At 70.3% G+C, this 19,793-nt stretch carries 19 protein-coding genes; 6 read left to right on the plus strand and 13 right to left on the minus strand.

Annotated elements, in window-relative coordinates; all coding sequences use genetic code 11:
- Positions 1–59: 59 nt before the first annotated feature.
- From R4I43_RS02455 to R4I43_RS02495, 9 genes are all read right to left on the minus strand, one after another.
- On the minus strand, positions 60–1,454 hold the full coding sequence (locus tag R4I43_RS02455) for an APC family permease (protein ID WP_324263819.1): 1,395 nt from the start codon (positions 1,452–1,454) through the stop codon (positions 60–62).
- 119 nt (positions 1,455–1,573) lie between these two features.
- Positions 1,574–2,866, minus strand: a complete 1,293-nt coding sequence (locus R4I43_RS02460) for an MFS transporter (protein ID WP_324263820.1) — start codon at positions 2,864–2,866, stop codon at positions 1,574–1,576.
- Positions 2,867–2,955: 89 nt separating this feature from the next.
- Entirely contained in the window at positions 2,956–3,609 is a 654-nt protein-coding gene (gene pdxH, locus R4I43_RS02465; RefSeq protein WP_324263821.1) for a pyridoxamine 5'-phosphate oxidase, read from the minus strand.
- Positions 3,610–3,880: 271 nt separating this feature from the next.
- Complete coding sequence (locus R4I43_RS02470; protein ID WP_324263822.1) at positions 3,881–4,636, minus strand: urease accessory protein UreD; 756 nt, start codon at positions 4,634–4,636, stop codon at positions 3,881–3,883.
- 93 nt (positions 4,637–4,729) lie between these two features.
- A complete protein-coding gene (gene ureG / locus R4I43_RS02475; protein WP_324263823.1) occupies positions 4,730–5,440 on the minus strand; it encodes an urease accessory protein UreG in 711 nt (236 codons plus the stop codon).
- On the minus strand, positions 5,430–6,116 hold the full coding sequence (locus R4I43_RS02480; RefSeq protein ID WP_324263824.1) for an urease accessory protein UreF: 687 nt from the start codon (positions 6,114–6,116) through the stop codon (positions 5,430–5,432). Before R4I43_RS02480 ends, ureG begins: the two co-directional genes overlap by 11 nt.
- Positions 6,116–7,843, minus strand: a complete 1,728-nt coding sequence (locus tag R4I43_RS02485; RefSeq protein WP_324263825.1) for an urease subunit alpha — start codon at positions 7,841–7,843, stop codon at positions 6,116–6,118. The genes R4I43_RS02480 and R4I43_RS02485 overlap by 1 nt, the downstream gene beginning before the upstream one ends.
- Positions 7,840–8,205 carry an urease subunit beta gene (locus R4I43_RS02490; protein ID WP_324263826.1) on the minus strand — a complete coding sequence of 122 codons (366 nt, stop codon included), beginning with the start codon at positions 8,203–8,205 and terminating at the stop codon, positions 7,840–7,842. Before R4I43_RS02490 ends, R4I43_RS02485 begins: the two co-directional genes overlap by 4 nt.
- 12 nt (positions 8,206–8,217) lie before the next feature.
- Positions 8,218–8,520, minus strand: coding sequence for an urease subunit gamma (locus R4I43_RS02495; protein ID WP_324263827.1), 303 nt, complete (start codon positions 8,518–8,520; stop codon positions 8,218–8,220).
- Between the two features lie 274 nt (positions 8,521–8,794).
- Between R4I43_RS02495 and R4I43_RS02500 the strand changes: the two genes are divergently transcribed.
- From R4I43_RS02500 to sepH, 4 genes are all read left to right on the plus strand, one after another.
- The gene (locus tag R4I43_RS02500; RefSeq protein ID WP_324263828.1) at positions 8,795–9,907 is read left to right on the plus strand and encodes a citrate synthase 2; all 1,113 of its coding nucleotides are present in this window, start codon (positions 8,795–8,797) and stop codon (positions 9,905–9,907) included.
- 54 nt (positions 9,908–9,961) lie between these two features.
- Positions 9,962–10,915, plus strand: coding sequence for an SEC-C domain-containing protein (locus R4I43_RS02505; protein ID WP_324263829.1), 954 nt, complete (start codon positions 9,962–9,964; stop codon positions 10,913–10,915).
- 227 nt (positions 10,916–11,142) lie between these two features.
- Positions 11,143–12,285 (plus strand): phosphoserine transaminase, encoded by a 1,143-nt coding sequence (gene serC, locus R4I43_RS02510; RefSeq protein WP_324263830.1) that lies wholly within the window; start codon positions 11,143–11,145, stop codon positions 12,283–12,285.
- A gap of 283 nt (positions 12,286–12,568) precedes the next feature.
- Entirely contained in the window at positions 12,569–13,504 is a 936-nt protein-coding gene (gene sepH, locus R4I43_RS02515; RefSeq protein ID WP_324263831.1) for a septation protein SepH, read from the plus strand.
- Positions 13,505–13,559: 55 nt separating this feature from the next.
- On the opposite strand, the gene R4I43_RS02520 is transcribed toward sepH, so the two are convergent.
- A complete protein-coding gene (locus tag R4I43_RS02520; RefSeq protein ID WP_324263832.1) occupies positions 13,560–14,162 on the minus strand; it encodes a DUF2537 domain-containing protein in 603 nt (200 codons plus the stop codon).
- Entirely contained in the window at positions 14,162–14,965 is an 804-nt protein-coding gene (locus tag R4I43_RS02525) for a TrmH family RNA methyltransferase (protein WP_324263833.1), read from the minus strand. The genes R4I43_RS02520 and R4I43_RS02525 overlap by 1 nt, the downstream gene beginning before the upstream one ends.
- A 597-nt stretch (positions 14,966–15,562) precedes the next feature.
- Here R4I43_RS02525 and R4I43_RS02530 point away from each other — a divergent pair.
- Positions 15,563–17,059, plus strand: coding sequence for a glutamate--cysteine ligase (locus tag R4I43_RS02530; protein ID WP_324263834.1), 1,497 nt, complete (start codon positions 15,563–15,565; stop codon positions 17,057–17,059).
- An 89-nt stretch (positions 17,060–17,148) separates the two neighbouring features.
- Complete coding sequence (locus R4I43_RS02535; protein WP_324263835.1) at positions 17,149–17,778, plus strand: superoxide dismutase; 630 nt, start codon at positions 17,149–17,151, stop codon at positions 17,776–17,778.
- A 187-nt stretch (positions 17,779–17,965) separates the two neighbouring features.
- On the opposite strand, the gene R4I43_RS02540 is transcribed toward R4I43_RS02535, so the two are convergent.
- Both R4I43_RS02540 and R4I43_RS02545 read right to left on the minus strand, forming a co-directional pair.
- On the minus strand, positions 17,966–19,189 hold the full coding sequence (locus tag R4I43_RS02540) for an MFS transporter (RefSeq protein WP_324263866.1): 1,224 nt from the start codon (positions 19,187–19,189) through the stop codon (positions 17,966–17,968).
- Between the two features lie 125 nt (positions 19,190–19,314).
- Entirely contained in the window at positions 19,315–19,749 is a 435-nt protein-coding gene (locus tag R4I43_RS02545; RefSeq protein WP_125091158.1) for a MarR family winged helix-turn-helix transcriptional regulator, read from the minus strand.
- Positions 19,750–19,793: the final 44 nt, after the last annotated feature.

Genomic DNA, 19,793 nt, shown 5'->3' on the forward strand with positions numbered 1-19,793 from the left:
GGAGGCGGCCCCGGACACCGCGAACAGCGCCCCGGACCGCCTCCCGATCGGCGAACGACCTACTTGCTCAGGGCTTCGGCCTCGAAGTCCGTCTTGCCCTTCAGGAAGTAGTTGATCAGCCAGAAGATCACGCCGATGCCCAGCAGGATCCCGGCGATGATGTACTCCGTCGCCGGCCGCCCGGACAGCGGGCTGGCGAAGAACGCGCAGGTCAGCGCACCCAGCACCGGGACCCAGGTGGGGGCCCGGAAGTGCTCGTGCTCGACCTCGTCCTTGCGCAGCACCAGCACCGCGACGTTGACCACCGCGAACACCACGAGCAGCAGCAGCGAGGTGGTGCTGCCCAGGTCGGAGATCTCCAGCGAGCTCACCAGGATGACCGCGATGATGCTGGTGAACAGGATCGACACCCACGGGGTGCGACGGGCCTGGTGCACCTTGCCGAACACGCCCGGCACGACGCCCTCGTTGGCCATGCCGTAGACCAACCGGCTCGCCATCAGCATGTTGATCAGCGCGGTGTTGGTCACCGCGAACAGCGCGATCAGCGAGAACAGGATCGGCGGGAACCACGGGGCGGCGGCCTTGACCACCAACAGCAGCGGGCCGTCGGACTCGGCCAGCTCCGCGGTGGGCACCAGCGTCGAGGTGATCAGCGCGATGACCAGGTAGATCGTCGCGGTGATGACCAGGCCCAGCAGCAGTGCGCGCGGGAAGTTCTTCGCCGGGTCCTTGGTCTCCTCGGCCATGTTCACCGAGTCCTCGAAGCCGACCATCGCGAAGAACGCGAGCGCGGTGGCCGAGGTGATCGCCAGCAGCGGCGAGGTGTCGGCGTCGAACTGCGTCAACCGGCTCGGGTCCGGGGCGATGTCGGCGCTGTGGCTGCCGCCGAAGATGGCGATCAGGCCGAACACGATCACGATCGCCAGACCGGTCAGCTCCACGCACGTCAGGACGACGTTCATCTTGACCGACTCGCCGACGCCGCGGAAGTTGATCGCGGCGAGCAGCAGCAGGAAGCCGAGGGCGACCAGCCACGAGTAGGGCTCGACGCCGTCGCCGAAGATGCCCGTCAGGTAGTCACCGCTGAACGCCTGCGCGGCCGAGGAGGCCGAGGTGATGCCGGAGCACATCACCGCGAAGGCGATCAGGAACGTCACGAAGTGGATGCCGAAGGCCTTGTGCACGTACAGCGGTGCGCCCCCGGCCTTGGGGTACTTGCCGACCAGTTCCAGGTAGCTGAACGCGGTCAGGAAGGCGACCACGAAAGCGACCAGGAACGGAACCCAGAGCGCTCCGCCGACCTTGCCGGCGACCTTCCCGGTCAGCGAGTAGATCGTGGTCCCGAGGATGTCTCCCACCACGAAGAACAGCAGCAGTTTCGGGCCCATCACCTTCTTGAGGCCAGGCTCCTGCGCACCGCCGGGCGCAATGTCGGTCGTTTCGTTGGCCATAGTGGAGAAGTGTGCAGGGTGGCTCCGGCGGCTGTCTGCCCACCCCTGGTCGAAACGCACTCCGACGAGTGTCGCAAGCGTGGCGGAGTGCCCAATCCGCACGATCCGCACAGATCAGATCACATGCCGTTACCGCTGGGCGCCTTGTACTTCCAGAACGCCGGCAGGCACGCCGCCGACAGCCCGGCGGCGAGCACGACGAGCACTCCGCCGATCAACACCGCCGTCCCGGTGCCCAGCGCGGCACCGGCCAGGCCGTGCAGGGTGTCGGCCAGCCTCGGCCCGCCCGCGACGACGACGGTGAACACGCCCTGGATCCGGCCGCGCATCTCGTCGGTGGCGGCGGCCTGCAGGATCGAACTCCGGTAGACCATGCTGACCAGGTCGGCACCGCCACCGAGCGCCAGGAAGACCACCGCGAGCCACAGCGAGTCGGCGAAGCCGAAACCGATGATCGCCACGCCCCAGGCCACCACGGCGAGCGTGACGCCCACGCCGTGCCGGGTGATGCGGTGCAGCCAGCCGGAGAACAGCCCGAAGCAGAAGGCGCCCAGCGGGATCGCGGCGTACAGCCAGCCCAGCGCGGCACCACCACCGGGCGGGTCGCCGAAGGTGCGCTCGGCCATCTCCGGGAACAGCGCGCGCGGCATGCCGAAGACCATCGCGATGATGTCCAGCAGGAACGAGGCCAGCAGCACCGCGTGCAGGCCGAGGTAGCGGAAGCCGTCGAGGACCGAGCGCAGACCGGCCTTCTTCGGCGCACCGTCCTGCGGCGGCAGCGCGGGCAGCCGGAAGACCGCCCACAGCGCCAGGCACAGCGCGATCGCGTCCACCAGGTACAGCACGGACAGGCCCAGCAGCGGCAGCAGCACGCCCGCCAGCAGCGGCCCGACGATCGATCCGAGCTGGAAGACGGTGGCGCCCAAGGCCTGCGCGGACGGCAGCAGGTGGGTGGGGATCAGCCGGGCGATGGCGGCGCCGCGGGTCGGCGAGTTGACCGCGAAGAACGTCTGCTGGAGCGCGAACAGCACCAGCACCAGCCACACCGAGGGGATGCCTGCGAAGGCGACCAGCCACAGCAGCACGGAGGTTCCGGCGAGCCCGCCGTTGGTGATGATCAGCAGCTTGCGCCGGTCGACGGCGTCGGCGATCGCACCGCCCCACAGGCCGAACACCAGCAGCGGGACCAGGCCGAAGATGCCCGCGAGCCCGACGTAGAACGAGGATCCGGTGATGTCGTAGAGCTGCTTGGGCACGGCCACGGCGGAGAACTGCGCGCCGACGGCGGTGACGATGTTGGACACCCACAGGCGGCGGTACGCGGGGTACTGCAGCGGACGCGTGTCGATGAAGACCTTGCCGAGCAAGGACTTGAAGCTGCGCCGGGGAATGGTTCCGCTGGTCTGCCGCACGAGAGCAGCAGCCTAGTCCTTCGCGAAGCTAATGGACCACTCGTTTTCCGCCCGTGTGACGGAGGTCTACGCCATTCCCCGGCGGTCGCTCACGGAGCCAGTCGCTCGACGGTCCAGCGGTCGTCGTTGCGGCGGAAGCGGAGCCGGTCGTGCAGCCGGTCGGGACGGCCCTGCCAGAACTCGACGAAGTCCGGGCGGATCCGCCAACCGCCCCAGTGCGGCGGGACCGGGACCTTCTCGGCCTCGCCGAAGCGGCGCTCGATGCCGTTGAGCGAGTTCTCCAGCGCCTCACGCCCGTTGACCACCCGCGACTGCGGCGAGGCCCAGGCGCCCAGCTGCGAGCCGCGCGGGCGCTCGGCCCAGTACTCGGCGGTCTCGGCGGAGCTGACCTTCTCCACCTCACCGCGCACGTTGACCTGGCGCTGCAGCCCCAGCCACGGGAACGTCGCCGCCGCAACGCGCGTCGACTTCAGGTCGTGGCTCTTGTTGGACGTGTAGTTGGTGAAAAACACCACACCACGCTCGTCGAAGCCCTTGCACAGCACGGTCCGCGAGGACGGGAAGCCCTCCGGGTCGGCGGTGGCCAGCACCATCGCGTTGGGTTCGACCAGCTCGGCCGCGATGGCCTCGTCGAACCACAGCTGCAGCTGCTCGTGCCAGGTGCCGGCGAGCGAGTCCTCGTGCAGCGCCCCGGCTTCGTAGGAAACGCGCATGGACGGCAACGCGACCTTGGCCTCCGACATCCTCTTCCTCCCTGACTCGCCCGGCGAACGGCACGACTCGACTTCGACATTCCGGCCCAGCGCCGGACGGTACGGGTTGGACGAGGCCGACGCGCGCGATGCGGCCGGCCATTCGTTACGACGGTAAACGGGATCAGAACGGGAGCCGAATCGACGATAGGTCACGATCGATTCCGCAACCGATGCAGTGATCGTTCCCACACCGCCGGCACGTCACCCGATCAGCCGTTGCGCTGCGAGAAGAGCGTGGGAGCCTTTCGCTCACCCCAGTTCACCACGTCGGCAGGAGCAGGTACTCGACGTCCGGATGGTGGGAGAGGGCCTCCGCGAGACGGTGCCCGGCCGTCACGGCGTCGTCGGCGAGCGCGGTGGCCAGCGCTCCCCCGGAGGCCAGCGGGGCCAGCGACCACCACTGGCCGCTGGCGGGGTCGGACGGATCCCGGTCCCACGCGACCACCTCGGTCGCCAGCACGCGCGCGCCCGCGAGATAGGCGGTGCTGGCCGCCATCCGCGCATCGCCGAGGTCGAGACGCTGCCGCAGCAGCGCCCTCCCGGACCTCGTGACCTGCGTCGTCGCGGTCAGCTGACCGGAAGGTTCCCCGCATCGACCGAGCACCAAAGTCTCCCTGCACCGGGCCCGCGCACCGGCCGCCAGCTCGACCGCCAGGTCCGCGGCGTGATCGGCCCGCGAGCTGATCACGCTGGCCTCCGGCAGGTATTCGACCGTGCCGCCCTCGTCGACCTCGATGCGCACGCTGGAACGGCTGCTCCCGCGGCCGGGCAGCGCGACGGTCGCCGCCGTCCCGGAGAGCCGGAGCCTGGCCCCGGCTCCGACGCGCACCCGCAGGTCGACGAGGTCACCGCCGATCGGCCCGGCAGCTGAGCTCACCAGGTGCACGACGGCGGTCCCGTCGCTGGCGGTCGAGGTCCGGCGAGGCACCAGCGTCATGGGGGCCTGCGAGCGCAGTTCCCGCACGACGCTGCGCCCGCCGGAGAGCTCGACGGTCAGCGCAGCAGTGGCCTTCATGCTCGTCCACCCCGGCACGGGGCCGGAACCGACCGGACGAAATGGACTTCGCCCCCGGGCGGTTCGGGTGAGAACCGCCCTGCTGCCGACTTCTCACGCACCGAGGCCGACCTTCACCTGCTCGCGCACCCACGCCGCGACGTCCGGGGCGTTCGGGGTGCGGGTCAGGGACTGGGTGATGACAGGAAGGTTCCCACGCATGCGGTGGGCGTCGGAGGTCATCACCGCCATGTCCGCGCCGACGAGCTCGGCGAGGTCGATCTTGTTGATGACCAGCAGGTCGGCCGTGGTGACACCGGGGCCGCCCTTGCGCGGGACCTTGTCGCCACCGGCGACGTCGACGACGAAGATCTGCCGGTCGGCCAAGCCCCGGCTGAACACGGCCGTCAGGTTGTCGCCACCGCTCTCGACGATGACCAGCTCCAGACCGGGGTGCTCGTCGGTCAGCCGGTCCACCGCGTCGAGGTTGGCGGTGATGTCGTCGCGGATCGCGGTGTGCGGGCAGGCTCCCGTCTGCACCGCCTCGATCCGGTCGACGTCGAGGACGCCCGCCTTGCGCAGGAAGTCGGCGTCCTCGGTGGTGTAGATGTCGTTGGTGACCACCGCCAGGTCGATCTCCTGGCCGAGCGCCCGGCACAGCGCGGCGGTGAGGGCCGTCTTCCCGCTCCCCACCGGGCCGCCGATCCCCAGCCGGAACGGCCGGCCCCGCTGCGGTGCGGCCGCGTGCGGGTCGGGTCCGGCGGCGGTCGGGTCGAAGCCGACCGGATGCGTGTGGCCGTGTCCGTGGCCGTGTTCAGGAGGCAAAGAGACGCACCTCTTCCCGGTGATGACGATCGTGGGCCTCGGCGAGCAGGTCCAGCGCCGGGGCACCCGGTGCGGGCAGCTCCGCCGGTGCGAGGCCGGCGACCCGGGCGGCTCCGTCGGCGATCTCGTCGAGCTCCGCGGAGAGTTCGACGAGGGCCGCGTTGACCGCGAACGGGTCGAGCCCGAGCAACCGGACCCCGGCGGAGGCAGGACCGCTGATCGCCAGGTATCCGGCGGTCAGCGCGGCCTCCCGGGGCTGCGAACCGGCGGTCGCCGCCAGCACGCCCAGCACGATCGGGTGGTGTGGTCGCGTCGTCGCGGCCACCAGTTCGGTGAGCACCGGCGAGGGCCACGCTGCCCGTCCGGCGCGGATCATCCCCTTCCCCTGCGCGCGCGAGGCCTCCCGCTGCGCCGGGGACGGGGTTCGGGCGTCGAGCTCGACGTCCAGGTCCTGCCAGTGTCCGCAGTGGACTCCGCGCAGCGCGGCGTGGGCCGCCGCGGCGGCGAAGACCGCCTGCAGCGAGCCCGCGCCGAAGAGCCTGCCGTGCAGAAATTCTCGCAGGTCGGCGGTGCTGCTGATGAGTCCCATCGAGGCGGCTTCCTCGACGCCTCCGGAGTGCACGTGACCGCCCCCGGGGAACCGGGAGTCGGCCAGCGCCAGTACCGCGAGCCCCATCAGAACAGGAAGTAGCGCTGCGCCATCGGCAGCTCGGTGACCGGGTCGGGCTCGACGAGGTCGCCGTCGACGTGCACGGCGAAGCTGTCGGGATCGACCTGGATGTCCGGGGTTGCCGAGTTGCGCACCATGTCGGCCTTGGTGACGCCCCGGGTGCTCTCGATCGCCAGCATCCGCGAGCTCAGCTCCAGCCGCTCGGCCAGGCCGTCCTCCAACGACGCCGGGGCCACGAAGCACGCGCTGCTCGCGGCCGCCGCGCGCGGCGAGGCGCCGAAGCTCGGCCGGGCGACGTAGGGCTGCGGGGTCGGGATGGACGCGTTCGCGTCGCCCATCGCCGCCCACGCGGCGAACCCGCCCTTGAGCACGACGTGCGGCCGGACGCCGAAGAACTGCGGCTCCCACAGCACCAGGTCCGCGAGCTTGCCGACCTCCACCGAACCGACCTCGCCGGCGATGCCGTGCGCCAACGCCGGGTTGATCGTGTACTTCGCGACGTAGCGCTGCGCCCGGTTGTTGTCCGCGCGGCCGTCGCCGTCGAGGGCTCCCCTGCGCCGCTTCATAGCGTGCGCGGTCTGCCAGGTGCGCAGCACCACCTCGCCGATGCGGCCCATCGCCTGCGCGTCCGAGCTGATCATCGAGATCGCGCCCATGTCGTGCAGCACGTCCTCGGCCGCGATCGTCGAGGGCCGGATGCGGCTCTCGGCGAAGGCCAGGTCCTCGGGCACCGACGGGTTGAGGTGGTGGCACACCATGAGCATGTCCAGGTGCTCGTCGATGGTGTTGACCGTGTGCGGCCGGGTCGGGTTCGTCGACGAGGGCAGCACGTTCGCGGCCGCGGCGACCTTGATGATGTCCGGAGCGTGCCCGCCACCTGCGCCTTCGGCGTGGTAGGCGTTGATCGACCGGCCGTTGATGGCCGCCAGCGTCGACTCCAGGAAACCGGTCTCGTTGAGCGTGTCGGTGTGGATGGCGACCTGCGCGCCCGTCTCCTCGGCCGCGCGCAGCGAGGCGTCGATGACGGCCGGGGTCGCGCCCCAGTCCTCGTGGATCTTCAGCCCGCCCGCCCCGGCGCGCAGCTGCTCCAGCAGTGCTTCGCCGCGCGTGGTGTTGCCCTTGCCGAGCAGCAGCACGTTGACCGGCACGTGGTCCATCGACTGCAGCATCCGCGCCAGGTTCCAGGCGCCGGGCGTGACCGTGGTGGCCTTGCTCCCCTCGGCCGGTCCGGTGCCGCCGCCGATGAGCGTGGTGATGCCGCTGGCCAGCGCGGTGTCGGCCTCCTGCGGGCAGATGAAGTGCACGTGGCAGTCGATGCCGCCGGCGGTGAGGATCCGCCCGTTGCCCGCGACGATCTCGGTGGACGGGCCGATGACCAGCGCCGGGTCGACCCCGTCGGTGACGTCGGGGTTGCCGGCCTTGCCGATGCCGACGATGCGTCCGTCGCGGATGCCGACGTCGGCCTTGACCACGCCCCAGTGGTCCAGGATCACCGCTCCGGTGATCACCACGTCGGGGGTTCCCTCGGCGCGGGTGGCCACCGCCTGCCCCATCGACTCGCGGATGACCTTGCCGCCGCCGAAGACGGCCTCCTCACCGGAGCCGGTGGGGCCTTGGCTGCGGTCCTCGGTGATCTCGACGAGCAGGTCGGTGTCGGCCAGCCGGATGCGGTCGCCGGTGGTGGGGCCGAACAGCTCGACGTACCGGGACCGGTCGATGGAGGGCGTGCTCAACGGGTCCCCTCGCCTTCCTCGCCGTAGGCGAACTCGCTGGCCCGGTGGTCGCGCTGGTCGAGCTCACCGGCGAACTCCGGGCGCAGGCCGCGCACCAACCGGGCACCGCCGACGGGCACCAGGTCGACCTCGCGTTCCACGCCCGGCTCGAAGCGGACGGCGGTGCCCGAGGGCACGTCGAGCCGGTGGCCCCACGCGGCGGCCCGGTCGAACTCCAGGCCCGGGTTGACCGCGGCGAAGTGGTAGTGGGAACCGACCTGCACGGCCCGGTCGGCGCGGTTGACGACGGTGAGCCGGACGCGCTGCCTGCCGGGGTTCAGCGGGATCGGCTCGTCGGCGGTGATGATCTCGCCGGGAAGCATGCGGGCTCCTGCTCAGGTGATGGGGTCGTGGACGGTGACGAGCTTGGTCCCGTCCGGGAAGGTGGCCTCGACCTGCACGTCGTGGATCATCGCGGGCACCCCGTCGAGCACCTGGTCGGCCCGCAGCACCTCGCGGCCGCTGCGCATCAGCTCCGCGACGGTGCGGCCGTCGCGGGCGCCCTCGGTGACGTGGTGGGTGATCAGCGCGACCGCTTCGGGGTAGTTGAGCTTGAGGCCGCGGTCCATCCGTTCGCGGGCCAGCTGCGCTGCGACGTAGACGAGCAGCTTGTCGCGCTCGTGCGGGGCGAGGTGCATGGTTTTTCCTTAACACACGGGTGCGGCTTCAGCCCCTGCTCGAACGCCGGTTTTAACCGGACTGCCCGGTTGCGAAACAACAATTTTTCCTGGATTTTTCACGAGACGGCAAAAGCCCCCATTCACCGCACGTCAACTCATCTCGGAATTTTTTCCATCGAGCCGCCATTGCCCTTTCTTCCCCTCGGGGTGCACTGTTGGCTCCGAAACCCCGCCACGTCGCCCAGCCCACGCGCACGCGCGCAACCCCCTACGACCAGGAGACGAGGCAGCTATGAGCGAATTCCGCCCCGGCTTGGAAGGTGTCGTCGCCTTCCAGACCGAAATCGCCGAACCCGACCGCGACGGTGGCGCCCTGCGCTACCGGGGCGTGGACATCGAGGACCTCGTGGGCACGGTCTCCTTCGGCGATGTCTGGACGCTGCTGGTGGACGGGAAGTTCGGTGGCGGACTGCCGCTCGCCGAGGACCTCCCGCTGCCGGTGCGCACCGGCGACGTGCGGGCGGACGCGCAGGCCGCGCTGGCCATGACCGCGCCCGCCTTCGGCTTCCAGCCGGTGCTGGACATCGAGGCCGAGCAGGTGCGCGAGCAGCTCGCCCGGGCCTGCTCGCTGGGCCTGTCCTACATCGCCCAGTCCGCGCGCGGTGACCAGGCGCCGGTACCGCACGCGCGCATCGCCGAGGCCACGACCACCACCGAGCAGTTCCTCACCCGGTGGCGCGGTGAACCGGATCCCGCCCACGTGCAGGCGCTGGACGCCTACTGGACCTCCGCCGCCGAGCACGGGCTGAACGCCTCCACCTTCACCGCCCGGGTCGTCGCGTCCACCGGCGCCGACGTGGGCGCCTGCCTGTCGGGCGCGGTCGGCGCGATGTCCGGCCCGCTGCACGGCGGTGCCCCGGCTCGCGTGCTGCCGATGATCGAGGAGGTCGAGCGCACCGGAGACGCTCGCCGCGTGGTGGCCGACATCCTCGACCGCGGCGACCGGCTGATGGGCTTCGGCCACCGCGTCTACCGCGCCGAGGACCCGCGCGCCCGCGTCCTGCGCAACACCTGCGACCAGCTCAAGGCCCCGCGCTTCGAGGTGGCCCGCGAGCTGGAGCAGGCGGCGCTGGCGGAACTGCGCGAAAGGCGACCCGATCGCCAGATCGAGACCAACGTGGAGTTCTGGGCCGCCGTGATCCTGGACTTCGCCGCGGTCCCGACGGCCATGATGCCCTCGATGTTCACCGCCGCACGGCTCGCCGGCTGGTCGGCGCACGTCCTGGAGCAGAAGCGGACCGGACGCCTGGTCCGACCGTCGGCGCAGTACATCGGCCCGGCCCCGCGCTCGCCGCAGGACGTGGCCGGTTGGGACACCGTCACCCAGATCATCGCCCCGGTGTGAGCCCGCTGGTGGGTCGGCCGCGCGGCCGGCCCACCAGGGGATAGTTTGGGCCGCGTGACAGATTCGGCGAAGTTGCACGTCCAGTACGCCGAGGCCCTCGAGGAGGACGCCGCGGGCAGCGAGAGCCCGTGCTCGGAGCTGGTGGAGGCCTCGGAGCACTGGCACAAGGCCGACGAGCACGAGCGCGAGCTCGCGGCGGTGACCAGGGCGCTCGAACTGGACGACGACTCCGGACCGCTCAGCGGCCGCGGCGCCTACCTCGCCTACCTGCTCACCCACGGCCGCGCTGACGAGGCCGCGCCGCTGCTCGACGAGCTGCGCCGGAACCCGAGCAAGGTCGCGATGACCTACATGGACGTCCACTTCGGCTACTCCACCACCGGTGACGTCTTCGAAGGCCTGCGCTGGCTCAACGCGGGCGCGAACCACCTCATCCCCTCGCTCGACGAGCCCCTGAGCCCCGCCGATCCGGGCTACGACCTGCTGCTGGAGCGACGGCACGCGAGGTCCGAGGCGGGACTGCCGGCCGACGCGATGGACGAGTTCTTCGACAAGTGCGCGGAGCACGGCGAGGAGCTCGCCAGCCAGCTCCAGGGCCGCCGCGGCGAGGACGACATCGCCGATCTCGTGGACGAGGACGGGAACCTCTCGCTCACCCGCTACGCGGTCCCGCTGTGGACCGCCGAGGAGTTCGCCCTCTCGAAGCGCCGGCACCCCGAGTGGTGGGAGGAGGGCACCACCCACGACGACTACCGGCGCGGGGTTCAGCGGGAGCTCGGCGAGGTCGCGACCGGCGCGTGCTTGGTCCCCACCACGGTCGCCGCGGTGGAGGAGTTCGCCGAGGCGGTCGGGCACCGGTCCGACGACCCCGAGATCCCGGCCGACTACGCGTTCGAGGAGGCCCACGCGAGCCGGTATCTGCCCTGGCCACCGGGCCGGAACGACGCCTGCTGGTGCGGGTCGGGACGCAAGTACAAGAAGTGCTGCGGAGCGCCCGGGTTCGCCTGATCGCACCGACTCGAACGGGCCTTCTGGGCCACAGTGGTGTTGGCCGGGGACGCGAACGGCAGTAAGTTGCGGTGCGGCAGCGGCCGCCGGACACCGAGCGGTAACCCTGCTGCAACACTTGAGCCGAGCCGGCAATGGCGCCGGCGGACCTGGCCACTGGCGCGCGGGGACGGGTTCGAACCTCCTCACCCCGCACAGTCACCACAACAACGCCCGGAGGCGCCGGAATGACGCAGGCCGAGACCACCGACCCGACCACCTTGAAGCTGCCCGCCGAACTCCAGCCCGCGGACGGTCGCTTCGGTTGCGGACCTTCCAAGGTCCGCCCGGAGCAGCTGGCCCGGCTGGCGAACGAGGGTGCCGCGGTGATGGGCACCTCCCACCGGCAGAAGCCGGTGAAGTCCCTGGTCGGACGGGTTCGCGAGGGACTGCGGGAGCTGTACTCGCTGCCCGAGGGCTACGAGGTCGTGCTCGGCGTCGGCGGCACCACCGCTTTCTGGGACGCGGCGACGTTCGGCCTGATCCGCGAGCGCTCGCTGCACCTGACCTACGGCGAGTTCTCCTCGAAGTTCGCCAAGGCCGCCAAGACGGCTCCCTTCATCGGTGAGCCGGTCGTGGTCTCCTCCGACCCGGGTGACGCCCCGGAGCCGGTGTCGGACCCGAGCGTCGACCTGATCGGCTGGGCGCACAACGAGACCTCCACCGGCGTCATGCTGCCGCCGTCCCGCCCGGCGGGCTCGGAGAACGCGCTGATCGCGGTGGACGCCACCTCGGGAGCCGGCGGCCTGGCGTTCAACGCCGCCGATGTGGACGTCTACTACTTCGCGCCGCAGAAGTCCTTCGCCTCCGACGGCGGGCTGTGGCTGGCCGCGATGAGCCCGGCCGCGATCGAGCGGATCAACGAGATCGGCGCTTCGGACCGCTGGGTCCCGGAGTTCCTGTCGCTGCCGACCGCGCTGGACAACTCGCGCAAGGACCAGACCTACAACACCCCCGCGGTGGCCACGCTGTTCATGCTGGCCGACCAGATCGAGTGGATGAACGGCCAGGGCGGTCTGTCCTGGTGCGACTCCCGCACCAAGGAGTCCTCGCAGCGCCTCTACGGCTGGGCCGAGGCCTCGGAGTACGCGAAGCCGTTCGTCACCGACCCGGCCAAGCGCTCGCAGGTCGTCGGCACCATCGACTTCGACGACTCGATCGACGCCGCCGCGATTGCCAAGGCGCTGCGCGCCAACGGCATCGTCGACACCGAGCCGTACCGCAAGCTGGGCCGCAACCAGCTTCGGATCGGCATGTTCCCGGCGATCGAGCCGGATGACATCACCCAGTTGACCAAGTCCATCGACTGGGTGGTTTCGCAGCTCTCCTGATCGCGGTATGCGGCCGCCGAGACAGATCCGCGACCTGCGGGTTTTCTCGGCGGCCGTTGCCGTTTCGCGGTCGCGATCCGCGACGAAGTTGATCACATTGGGTGATACTCGCAGGAGTTGAGTAGTTCAACTCATTCGCGCGACCCGCCCGCGTAGGGCAAGATCGAAGCCGACAGGGCGACCAACAAACGACACGAGTACCCGGCGTGCCTCCCGCGTCAAGGCGGCGCGCCGGGTTACTGTCACAGCTTGGTGACATGTAGGTCGGCGGGAGGCTGGCGTTATGCGAGCGCTGCGAGTGGTCGGGCTCGACGAGGACGGTGAATCCGTCATCTGCGAGGACCCGGAGAACGGTGAGCGATTCACCGTGCCCGCCGACGAGCGGTTGCGTGCGGCTTCCCGCGGCGACCTCACCCGGCTGGGCCAGGTGCAGATCGAGATGGAACAGCAGATGCGGCCGCGCGAGATCCAGGCCCGCATCCGATCGGGAGCGTCCGTCGCGCAGATAGCGGCCACCTCGGGCCTGCCCGAGCACCGCATCGAGCGCTACGCGTACCCGGTGCTGCTCGAACGCGCCCAGATCGCGGAGATGGCGCAGCGCGCCCACCCGGTCCGCGAGGACGGGCCGGACGTGCAGACGCTCGGCGAGGTCATCGCGCACACCTTCGGGATGCGCGGCCACGATTACGCCGAGGCCAACTGGGACGCCTGGCGCGGCGACGACAACAAGTGGGTCGTGCAGCTGGCCTGGCAGGCCGGCCGCTCGGAGAACAACGCGCACTGGGTGTTCCACCCGGGCGCGCACGGCGGCACGGTCGCCTCGATCGACGAGCACGCGGTGGACCTGCTCGACCCGTCGCCGAACCGGCCGCTGCGCACGGTCCGCCCGGTGACCGAGCTGGCCCGCGAGGCGCTGGAGCTCGATCAGCAGGTCGCTCCGGAGCAGGTCGAGCCCGAGCCGGAGCCGGTGCTGCCCGAGCCCCCGGTGGCCCGCGCCGAACCGACCCTGCAGCGGGTCGAGCCGCCGGAGCCCGAGCCCGTCGAACCGGCCGAGCCGACGCTGGACCTGGAGACCCCGGAGCCCGCCGAGGACCCGGCCAAGCCGGAGACCGAGTCCGCTGAGGACACCAAGACCGAACCCAAGCGCAACGCCCGCAAGAGCCACCCGATAGTGCCCTCGTGGGAAGACGTGCTGCTGGGAGTCCGCTCGCACCGCTGAGCAGATCCGACCGAGAACGGCCAGGCCCGCTGCGGCCTGGCCGTTCTTCGTCGTTCTAGCCCGGTCCGAGCAGGCTGAGGAGCCCGGCCAGCCAGGAGGCGGCGAGCCCCGCCGCGGTGCCGAAGGCGACCCAGCGCCAGACCGGGACGTTGCGGCCCAGCCAGATCGAGGGCGCGAACCCGGCGGCGATGGCGATGTTGACGAACACGGCGAGGAATCCGCTGACGTCGGCCAGCCCCTGCGACACCACGCTGACGGTGACTGTCACGATCACGGCGACGACTGCGCTGATCGTCAGCCCGGTCCCCCACGGCGTCGGGTGCACCGGTGCGACCGGTTTTCCGCCTCGCTGCACCGCGTGCGCCGAGCGGGGCCGCCCGATCTGGGCGAGCTCGCCGCTGACCGGGTCGACGTAGCCGATGCGGCCGCCGGTCTCGGCGGCGAGGCGCATCGCCAGCTGCCGCCCACGTCGGGAGACGATCTCGCCGGTCTGCGCGGACTCGCCGGTCTGCACCAGCTCAGCGACGCCCGCCCACTCGTGCAGCGCCGTGACCAGCGCCTCGGGCAGCCGCAGTCGCGCCGGATCGTGCTCGGGCCCGCCGCCGCGCACCAGCACGGCCCGCCCGGACCGCGCGTGCAACTCCCAGCCGGTGTCCATCAGGTCCCGCTCAGCGCGTGGAAGGTGATGGCCCCGGCCGTGGCGACGTTGAGCGAATCGACCCCTCCCGCCATCGGGATCCGCACCGCCACATCGGCGGCCTCGATGGCCCCATCGGTCAGTCCTGGGCCTTCCGAACCCAGCAGAACGGCCACCTTGCCCTGATCCAGCCCGGCCTCGCGGAGCGGCCGGGAGTCCCCTCGCGGGGTGAGCGCGGCGACGCGGAAGCCCTCGTCGCGCAGCAGTTTCAGATCACCTGGCCAGGACTCGAGGTGCGCGAAGGGAACCCTGAGCACGTGCCCCATGGACACCCGCACGCTGCGCCGGTAGAGCGGGTCCGGGCACCCGGCGCCCAGCAGCACCCCATCCACGCCGAGCGCGGCGGCGTTGCGGAACAGCGCCCCGAGGTTCTCGTGGTCCCCGATCCCCTCCAGCACGGCCAGCCGCCGCGAGCGCCCGATCAGCTCCGCCGGGTCGACGACAGGCGCGCGGTCGGCCACGGCCAGCACCCCGCGGTTGAGGTGGAACCCGACGACCCGGGCCATCACGTCGGCGTCGGTGACGTAGGCGGGCACGTCCAGCCCGGCGGTCGCCTCGGCCAGGTCCTCGACTCGGCGGCGAACGCCGAACAGCGCCCGCACCGGGTACGGCGAGGCGAGCAACCGCTCGACCACGACCACGCCCTCAGCGATCACCAACCCGCGCCCGCCCGGCCGGTCCGGCCGGCGATCCGCGCGGGACAGATCGCGGAAGTCGTCGACCCGGGGATCGTCGACGTCGCTGATCTCGACCATCTGCGCCACACCGGCATTCTCCCATCCGCGCCGGGGCACCCGATGACAGGAAGGTTCCCACGCGCACGCCGCCCCGGGCCGAAGTGAAGGAAGCTTCCCACGCGCACGTCGTCCCGGCGGCAGGAAGGTTCCCTTCCTCCGGCTCGCGGTTTCGGGTGGGCGGGAATGGGGAAAGTTCGTGTCGTTGTGCACGATTTCGGATTCGCGTGAACGATTTGTTCAGACCTCCCCGGGAGTGCGCGCCGTGGTGTTAGCGACTGCTCGAAGGAAAAATCGTGGGAAAGTTCTCGCCCCAACAGACGAGAGGGCGACGCTGCGTGATGCTGGAACGTCCTCGATCGCATTGGACTGGTTGTCGTCCGCTTCTCATCACGACTGCCCCGATTGCCCGTGCGCGCAACACCGAACAGCTCTCGCCCCTGCTCCCGGCGGACGATTTCCGCGCACTTCAGCCGAGCCGGAAAGGCTGAATGCCGCTTCCGCTTCATGGCCGGGAGCGCGGTGGTGGCTGACACCGTATTGGCCGCTGGCCCACCTGGTGGGGATGTGTCACGGTGGTTCCCCCAGCGCTGGGCGCTGACGTGCTGCCGATTAAGGGGAGACGGCATGGGACGGCACGTGGACGATCGATCCTTCAAACCGATTGATCGCCAACGCTATCGGAACAAGATGCAACGCGGCCTCGACGCCTTGGCCCGGATGCTCGCCGATGGCGAATTCTCCTTCCCGCATCAACAGATGGGGCTGGAGATGGAATTGTGCTTGGTGGACGAGCACATGCGGCCGTCGATGAACAACACGGTGGTGCTGGAGAAAATCAGCGAGGAGATTTTCACCACCGAGCTGGGGCAGCAGAACATCGAGCTCAACGTCGAACCGCGAGTGCTGGCCGGCGACAGCGCGCTGCGCCTGGAGGAAGGCCTGCGGGCCGCGCTGCGCAGAGCCGACGCCGGGGCGCACGACGTGGGCGCGAAGATCGCGATGATCGGCTCGTTACCCACGCTGCGGAGCCTGCACTTCGACCCATCCACGCTGACGAGCAATCCGCGCTACTCGGTGCTCAACGACCAGATCATCCTGGCCCGCGGCGAAGAGATGCTGCTGGACATGGAGGGGATCCCGCTGGCCGATGGCGGCCCGGAACGGCTGCGCTCCTACGCGGACTCGATCGCGCCGGAGTCAGCGTGCACGTCGGTGCAGCTGCACCTGCAGGTGGCGCCGGAGGACTTCGCGGCGCACTGGAACGCCGCGCAGTGCCTGGCCGGCGTGCAGGTCGCGATCGGCGCGAACTCCCCGTTCCTGCTCGGCAAGGCGCTCTGGCACGAGACCCGGATCCCGCTGTTCCTGCAGGCCACCGACACCCGCCCGACGGAGCTGCGCAACCAGGGAGTGCGGCCGAGGGTGTGGTTCGGCGAGCGCTGGATCACCTCGATCTTCGACCTGTTCGAGGAGAACGTCCGCTACTTCCCGGCCCTGCTGCCGGAGCCGGAGGAAGAGGACCCGGTGGCCGCGCTGGACAACGGCCGCGCCCCGAAGCTCAACGAGCTGCGCCTGCACAACGGCACGATCTGGCGCTGGAACCGGCCGGTCTACGACCTGGTGGAGGGCGTGCCCCACCTCAGGATCGAGAACCGCGTCCTGCCCGCCGGGCCGTCGGTGGTCGACATCGTCGCGAACGCGATGTTCTTCTACGGCGCGCAGCGCGCGCTGACCGAGCAAGACCGTCCACTCTGGACGCAGATGTCGTTCGCCGCCGCGGAGGAGAACTTCTACGCGGGCGCCCGGCACGGTTTCGACTCCCACCTCTACTGGCCCGGCGCGGGCTGGGTCACTCCCGACGAGCTGGTCCTGCGCCGCCTGCTGCCGATGGCCCACGAGGGCCTGCGGGCGTGCGGCGTCTCCGACGAGGCGCGCTCCCGCTACCTCGGCGTGATCGAGCAGCGCTGCCTGGCCAGGCGCAACGGAGCGTCCTGGCAGCGGGACGCGGTCGCTCGACTGGAGGCCGATGGCGCCGACCGCCACGCAGCCCTGGCGGGGATGCTGCGCCGCTACATCGAGCTGGCCGACAACGGCGATCCGGTGCACAGCTGGCCCGCCGGTTGATCCTCCACTGCGGACACCTGTAGCCACCCTTGAGCAATTGCAATAGAGTGGCAACAACCAGATGGTGTCGACTACGGAGGGAGACTTCGGTGCCCGAGTACGTGCTGCCGGAGTTGGACTACGACTACGCGGCGCTGGAGCCGGCGATCTCCGGGGAGATCAACGAGCTGCACCACAGCAAGCACCACGCCACCTACGTCAAGGGCGCGAACGACACGATCGACAAGATCGCCGAGGCCCGCGACAAGGGCGACTTCTCCTCGATCGTCGGCCTGGAGACCACGCTGGCGTTCAACCTCGCCGGGCACTCGATGCACCTGGTGTGGTGGAAGATCCTGTCCCCGAACGGCGGCGACAAGCCGACGGGCGAGCTGGCCGCGGCCATCGACCAGGACTTCGGCTCGTTCGACAAGTTCCGCACCCAGATGGAAGCGGTGTCCACCACGATCCAGGGCAACGGCTGGGGCGTGCTCGCGTGGGACCCGGTCGGTCAGCGGCTGATCACCCAGCAGCTGCGCGACCACCACTCCAACCTGTCGATCGCCACCACTCCCCTGCTGGTGTTCGACATCTGGGAGCACGCGTACTACCTGCAGTACCGCAACGTGAAGGCGGACTACGTCAAGCAGCTGTGGAACGTCGTCAACTGGGACGAGGTCGCCCAGCGCTTCGACGACGCCCGCAAGGGCCTCAACGGCCTGCGCCTGCCCACGGCCTGACCGGATCTCAATGGAAGTCGAAGATTTCCATTGAAATCGTGAACTCCCAGCTCGGCGGTGGGTGCTCCGACAAAGCTTCTCGCCGCCGGAAATGATCGAGCCCCGGTCTCCCGAAGGAGGCCGGGGCTCGATCTGTTCCCGAACTGACTACCGCTCCCACCACGAAGCGGACGAGTATTAGGTTAGCCTAACCTAGTGGTTGGATCAACCCCCTCTTGCGCTGCTGCGACAGCGCCACGGCACCGCCCACCGCGGCGGCGAGCGAGAGCAGGCCGCCGAGCAGGACCGGCCAGCGCGGCCCGAACACCTCCGCCAGCCAGCCCGAGGCCAGCCCGCCGAGCGGCTTGCCGCCCATGAACAGCAGCATGTAGAGGCCCATCACGCGGCCGCGCATCGTCGGGTCGACGGCCAGCTGCACGGTGGAGTTGGCGCTGGTCGTGAAGGTCATCACCGCGATGCCGACCGGGATCAGCACGACCGCGAACAGCCAGTAGGACGGCATCACCCCGGCGACCGCCTCCAGCGCTCCGAACACGCCCGCGCCGATGAGCATCAGCCGCAGCCGGGAGCCGGGTTTGGCGCTGCGGCGCGCGGCCAGCGTCGCGCCGGTCAGCGTGCCCACCGCGAGCATCGTGATGAGGATTCCGTAGCCGTCGGCGTCGTGGTGGAAGACGTTGCGGGCGATCACCGCGAAGGTGCTCTCGAAGTTCATCCCGAAGGTGCTGACGGAGAACATCAGCACCATCACCACGACCAGGTCCGGGCGTCCGCGCACGTACCGCAGGCCCGCCCGGAGTTGACCGCGCTCCCTGCCCACCGCCTTGGCCTTCTGCAGCAGCGAGGCGTCCATCAGCAGCAGACCGGCCACCACGGCCACCGAGCTCAGCCCGTTGGCCAGGAACACCCACCCGGTGCCGATGGCGGTGATGGCCACGCCGGCGATCGCAGGCCCGACGATGCGGGCCAGGTTGAAGGTCATGGAGTTCAGCGCGACGGCGTTGGTCAGCTGCGCGGGACCGACCATCTCCACCACGAAGGACTGCCGCACCGGCGCGTCCACCGCCGAGAAGCAGCCGAGCACGAAGCACAGCGCGTAGACGTGCCAGAGGGCGACGATCCCGGTCACGTCGAGCGTCCCCAGCGCGAAGCCGCACAGGCCCAGGGCGCTTTGCGTGACGATCAGGATCTTGCGCTTGTCGAACCGGTCGGCGAACACCCCCGCCCACAGCGTGAGCGCGAGGGTCGGCAGGAACTGCAGCGCGACGGCCACGCCGAGCGCGGCCGGGCTGCCGCCGGAGAGTTCGAGCACGAGCCAGTCCTGCGCGGCCCGTTGCATCCACGTCCCGGTCAGCGAGACGACCTGGCCGGAGGCGTAGTAGCGGTAGTTGCGCTCGCGCAGCGAGCGGAACATCCCTCCGCCGGTGCCCACCTTCCGATCTGCGGAGCGCGCGTGGCGGTCGACCTGGCCTTCGGTCCCTTCGCTCCCCGCAGACCTCCGATCAGCCACGCTTCCGCGTACCGCCTCTCAGCACTCCGTCATCGACTGGCCAGCCGGTCGATGATCTCGGCGGCGCGCGACAGCACCGCCAGCTCTTCCGCGTCCAGTTCCGCGAGGTGCTGGTCGAGCCAGCGCTCGCGGATCGTGACCTCTTCTTCCACGCGGGCCTTGCCGGACTCGGTCACCTCGACGATGGCCTGCCGGCCGTCGGTGGGGTGAGCCCGCCGGACCACCAGCCCGTTCTCCTCCAGCGCCGCGATGACCCTGGTCATCGACGGTGGCTGGACACCTTCCTTGGCCGCCAGCTCACCTGGCGTCATCGAGCCGGCCTTGTGCAGGCACGAGAGGGCCGACAGCTGGGACAGCGTGAGGGCCGAATCGGCCCGCTGCGCGCGCAACCGCCGGTTCAGGCGAACGACCGCAAGCCGCAGGCGGCTTGCCAGGGTGCGCTCGCGCTCCGCGATATCGGACACGTCGTTAGTCTACCAAACTATCTCGGGAATTCGGACAAACTGAT

It is taken from the genome of Saccharopolyspora mangrovi (assembly GCF_035320975.1).
In the GTDB taxonomy this organism is placed as follows: domain Bacteria; phylum Actinomycetota; class Actinomycetes; order Mycobacteriales; family Pseudonocardiaceae; genus Saccharopolyspora; species Saccharopolyspora mangrovi.

Coding starts and splice junctions, on each gene's coding strand:
- R4I43_RS02455 (WP_324263819.1), bottom strand. CDS start 1,454: ATGGCCAACGAAACGACCGACATTGCGCCCGGCGGTGCGCAGGAGCCT.
- pdxH (WP_324263821.1), bottom strand. CDS start 3,609: ATGTCGGAGGCCAAGGTCGCGTTGCCGTCCATGCGCGTTTCCTACGAA.
- R4I43_RS02470 (WP_324263822.1), bottom strand. CDS start 4,636: ATGAAGGCCACTGCTGCGCTGACCGTCGAGCTCTCCGGCGGGCGCAGC.
- R4I43_RS02480 (WP_324263824.1), bottom strand. CDS start 6,116: ATGGGGCTCGCGGTACTGGCGCTGGCCGACTCCCGGTTCCCCGGGGGC.
- R4I43_RS02490 (WP_324263826.1), bottom strand. CDS start 8,205: ATGCTTCCCGGCGAGATCATCACCGCCGACGAGCCGATCCCGCTGAAC.
- R4I43_RS02495 (WP_324263827.1), bottom strand. CDS start 8,520: ATGCACCTCGCCCCGCACGAGCGCGACAAGCTGCTCGTCTACGTCGCA.
- R4I43_RS02500 (WP_324263828.1), top strand. CDS start 8,795: ATGAGCGAATTCCGCCCCGGCTTGGAAGGTGTCGTCGCCTTCCAGACC.
- serC (WP_324263830.1), top strand. CDS start 11,143: ATGACGCAGGCCGAGACCACCGACCCGACCACCTTGAAGCTGCCCGCC.
- sepH (WP_324263831.1), top strand. CDS start 12,569: ATGCGAGCGCTGCGAGTGGTCGGGCTCGACGAGGACGGTGAATCCGTC.
- R4I43_RS02520 (WP_324263832.1), bottom strand. CDS start 14,162: ATGGACACCGGCTGGGAGTTGCACGCGCGGTCCGGGCGGGCCGTGCTG.
- R4I43_RS02530 (WP_324263834.1), top strand. CDS start 15,563: ATGGGACGGCACGTGGACGATCGATCCTTCAAACCGATTGATCGCCAA.
- R4I43_RS02540 (WP_324263866.1), bottom strand. CDS start 19,189: ATGTTCCGCTCGCTGCGCGAGCGCAACTACCGCTACTACGCCTCCGGC.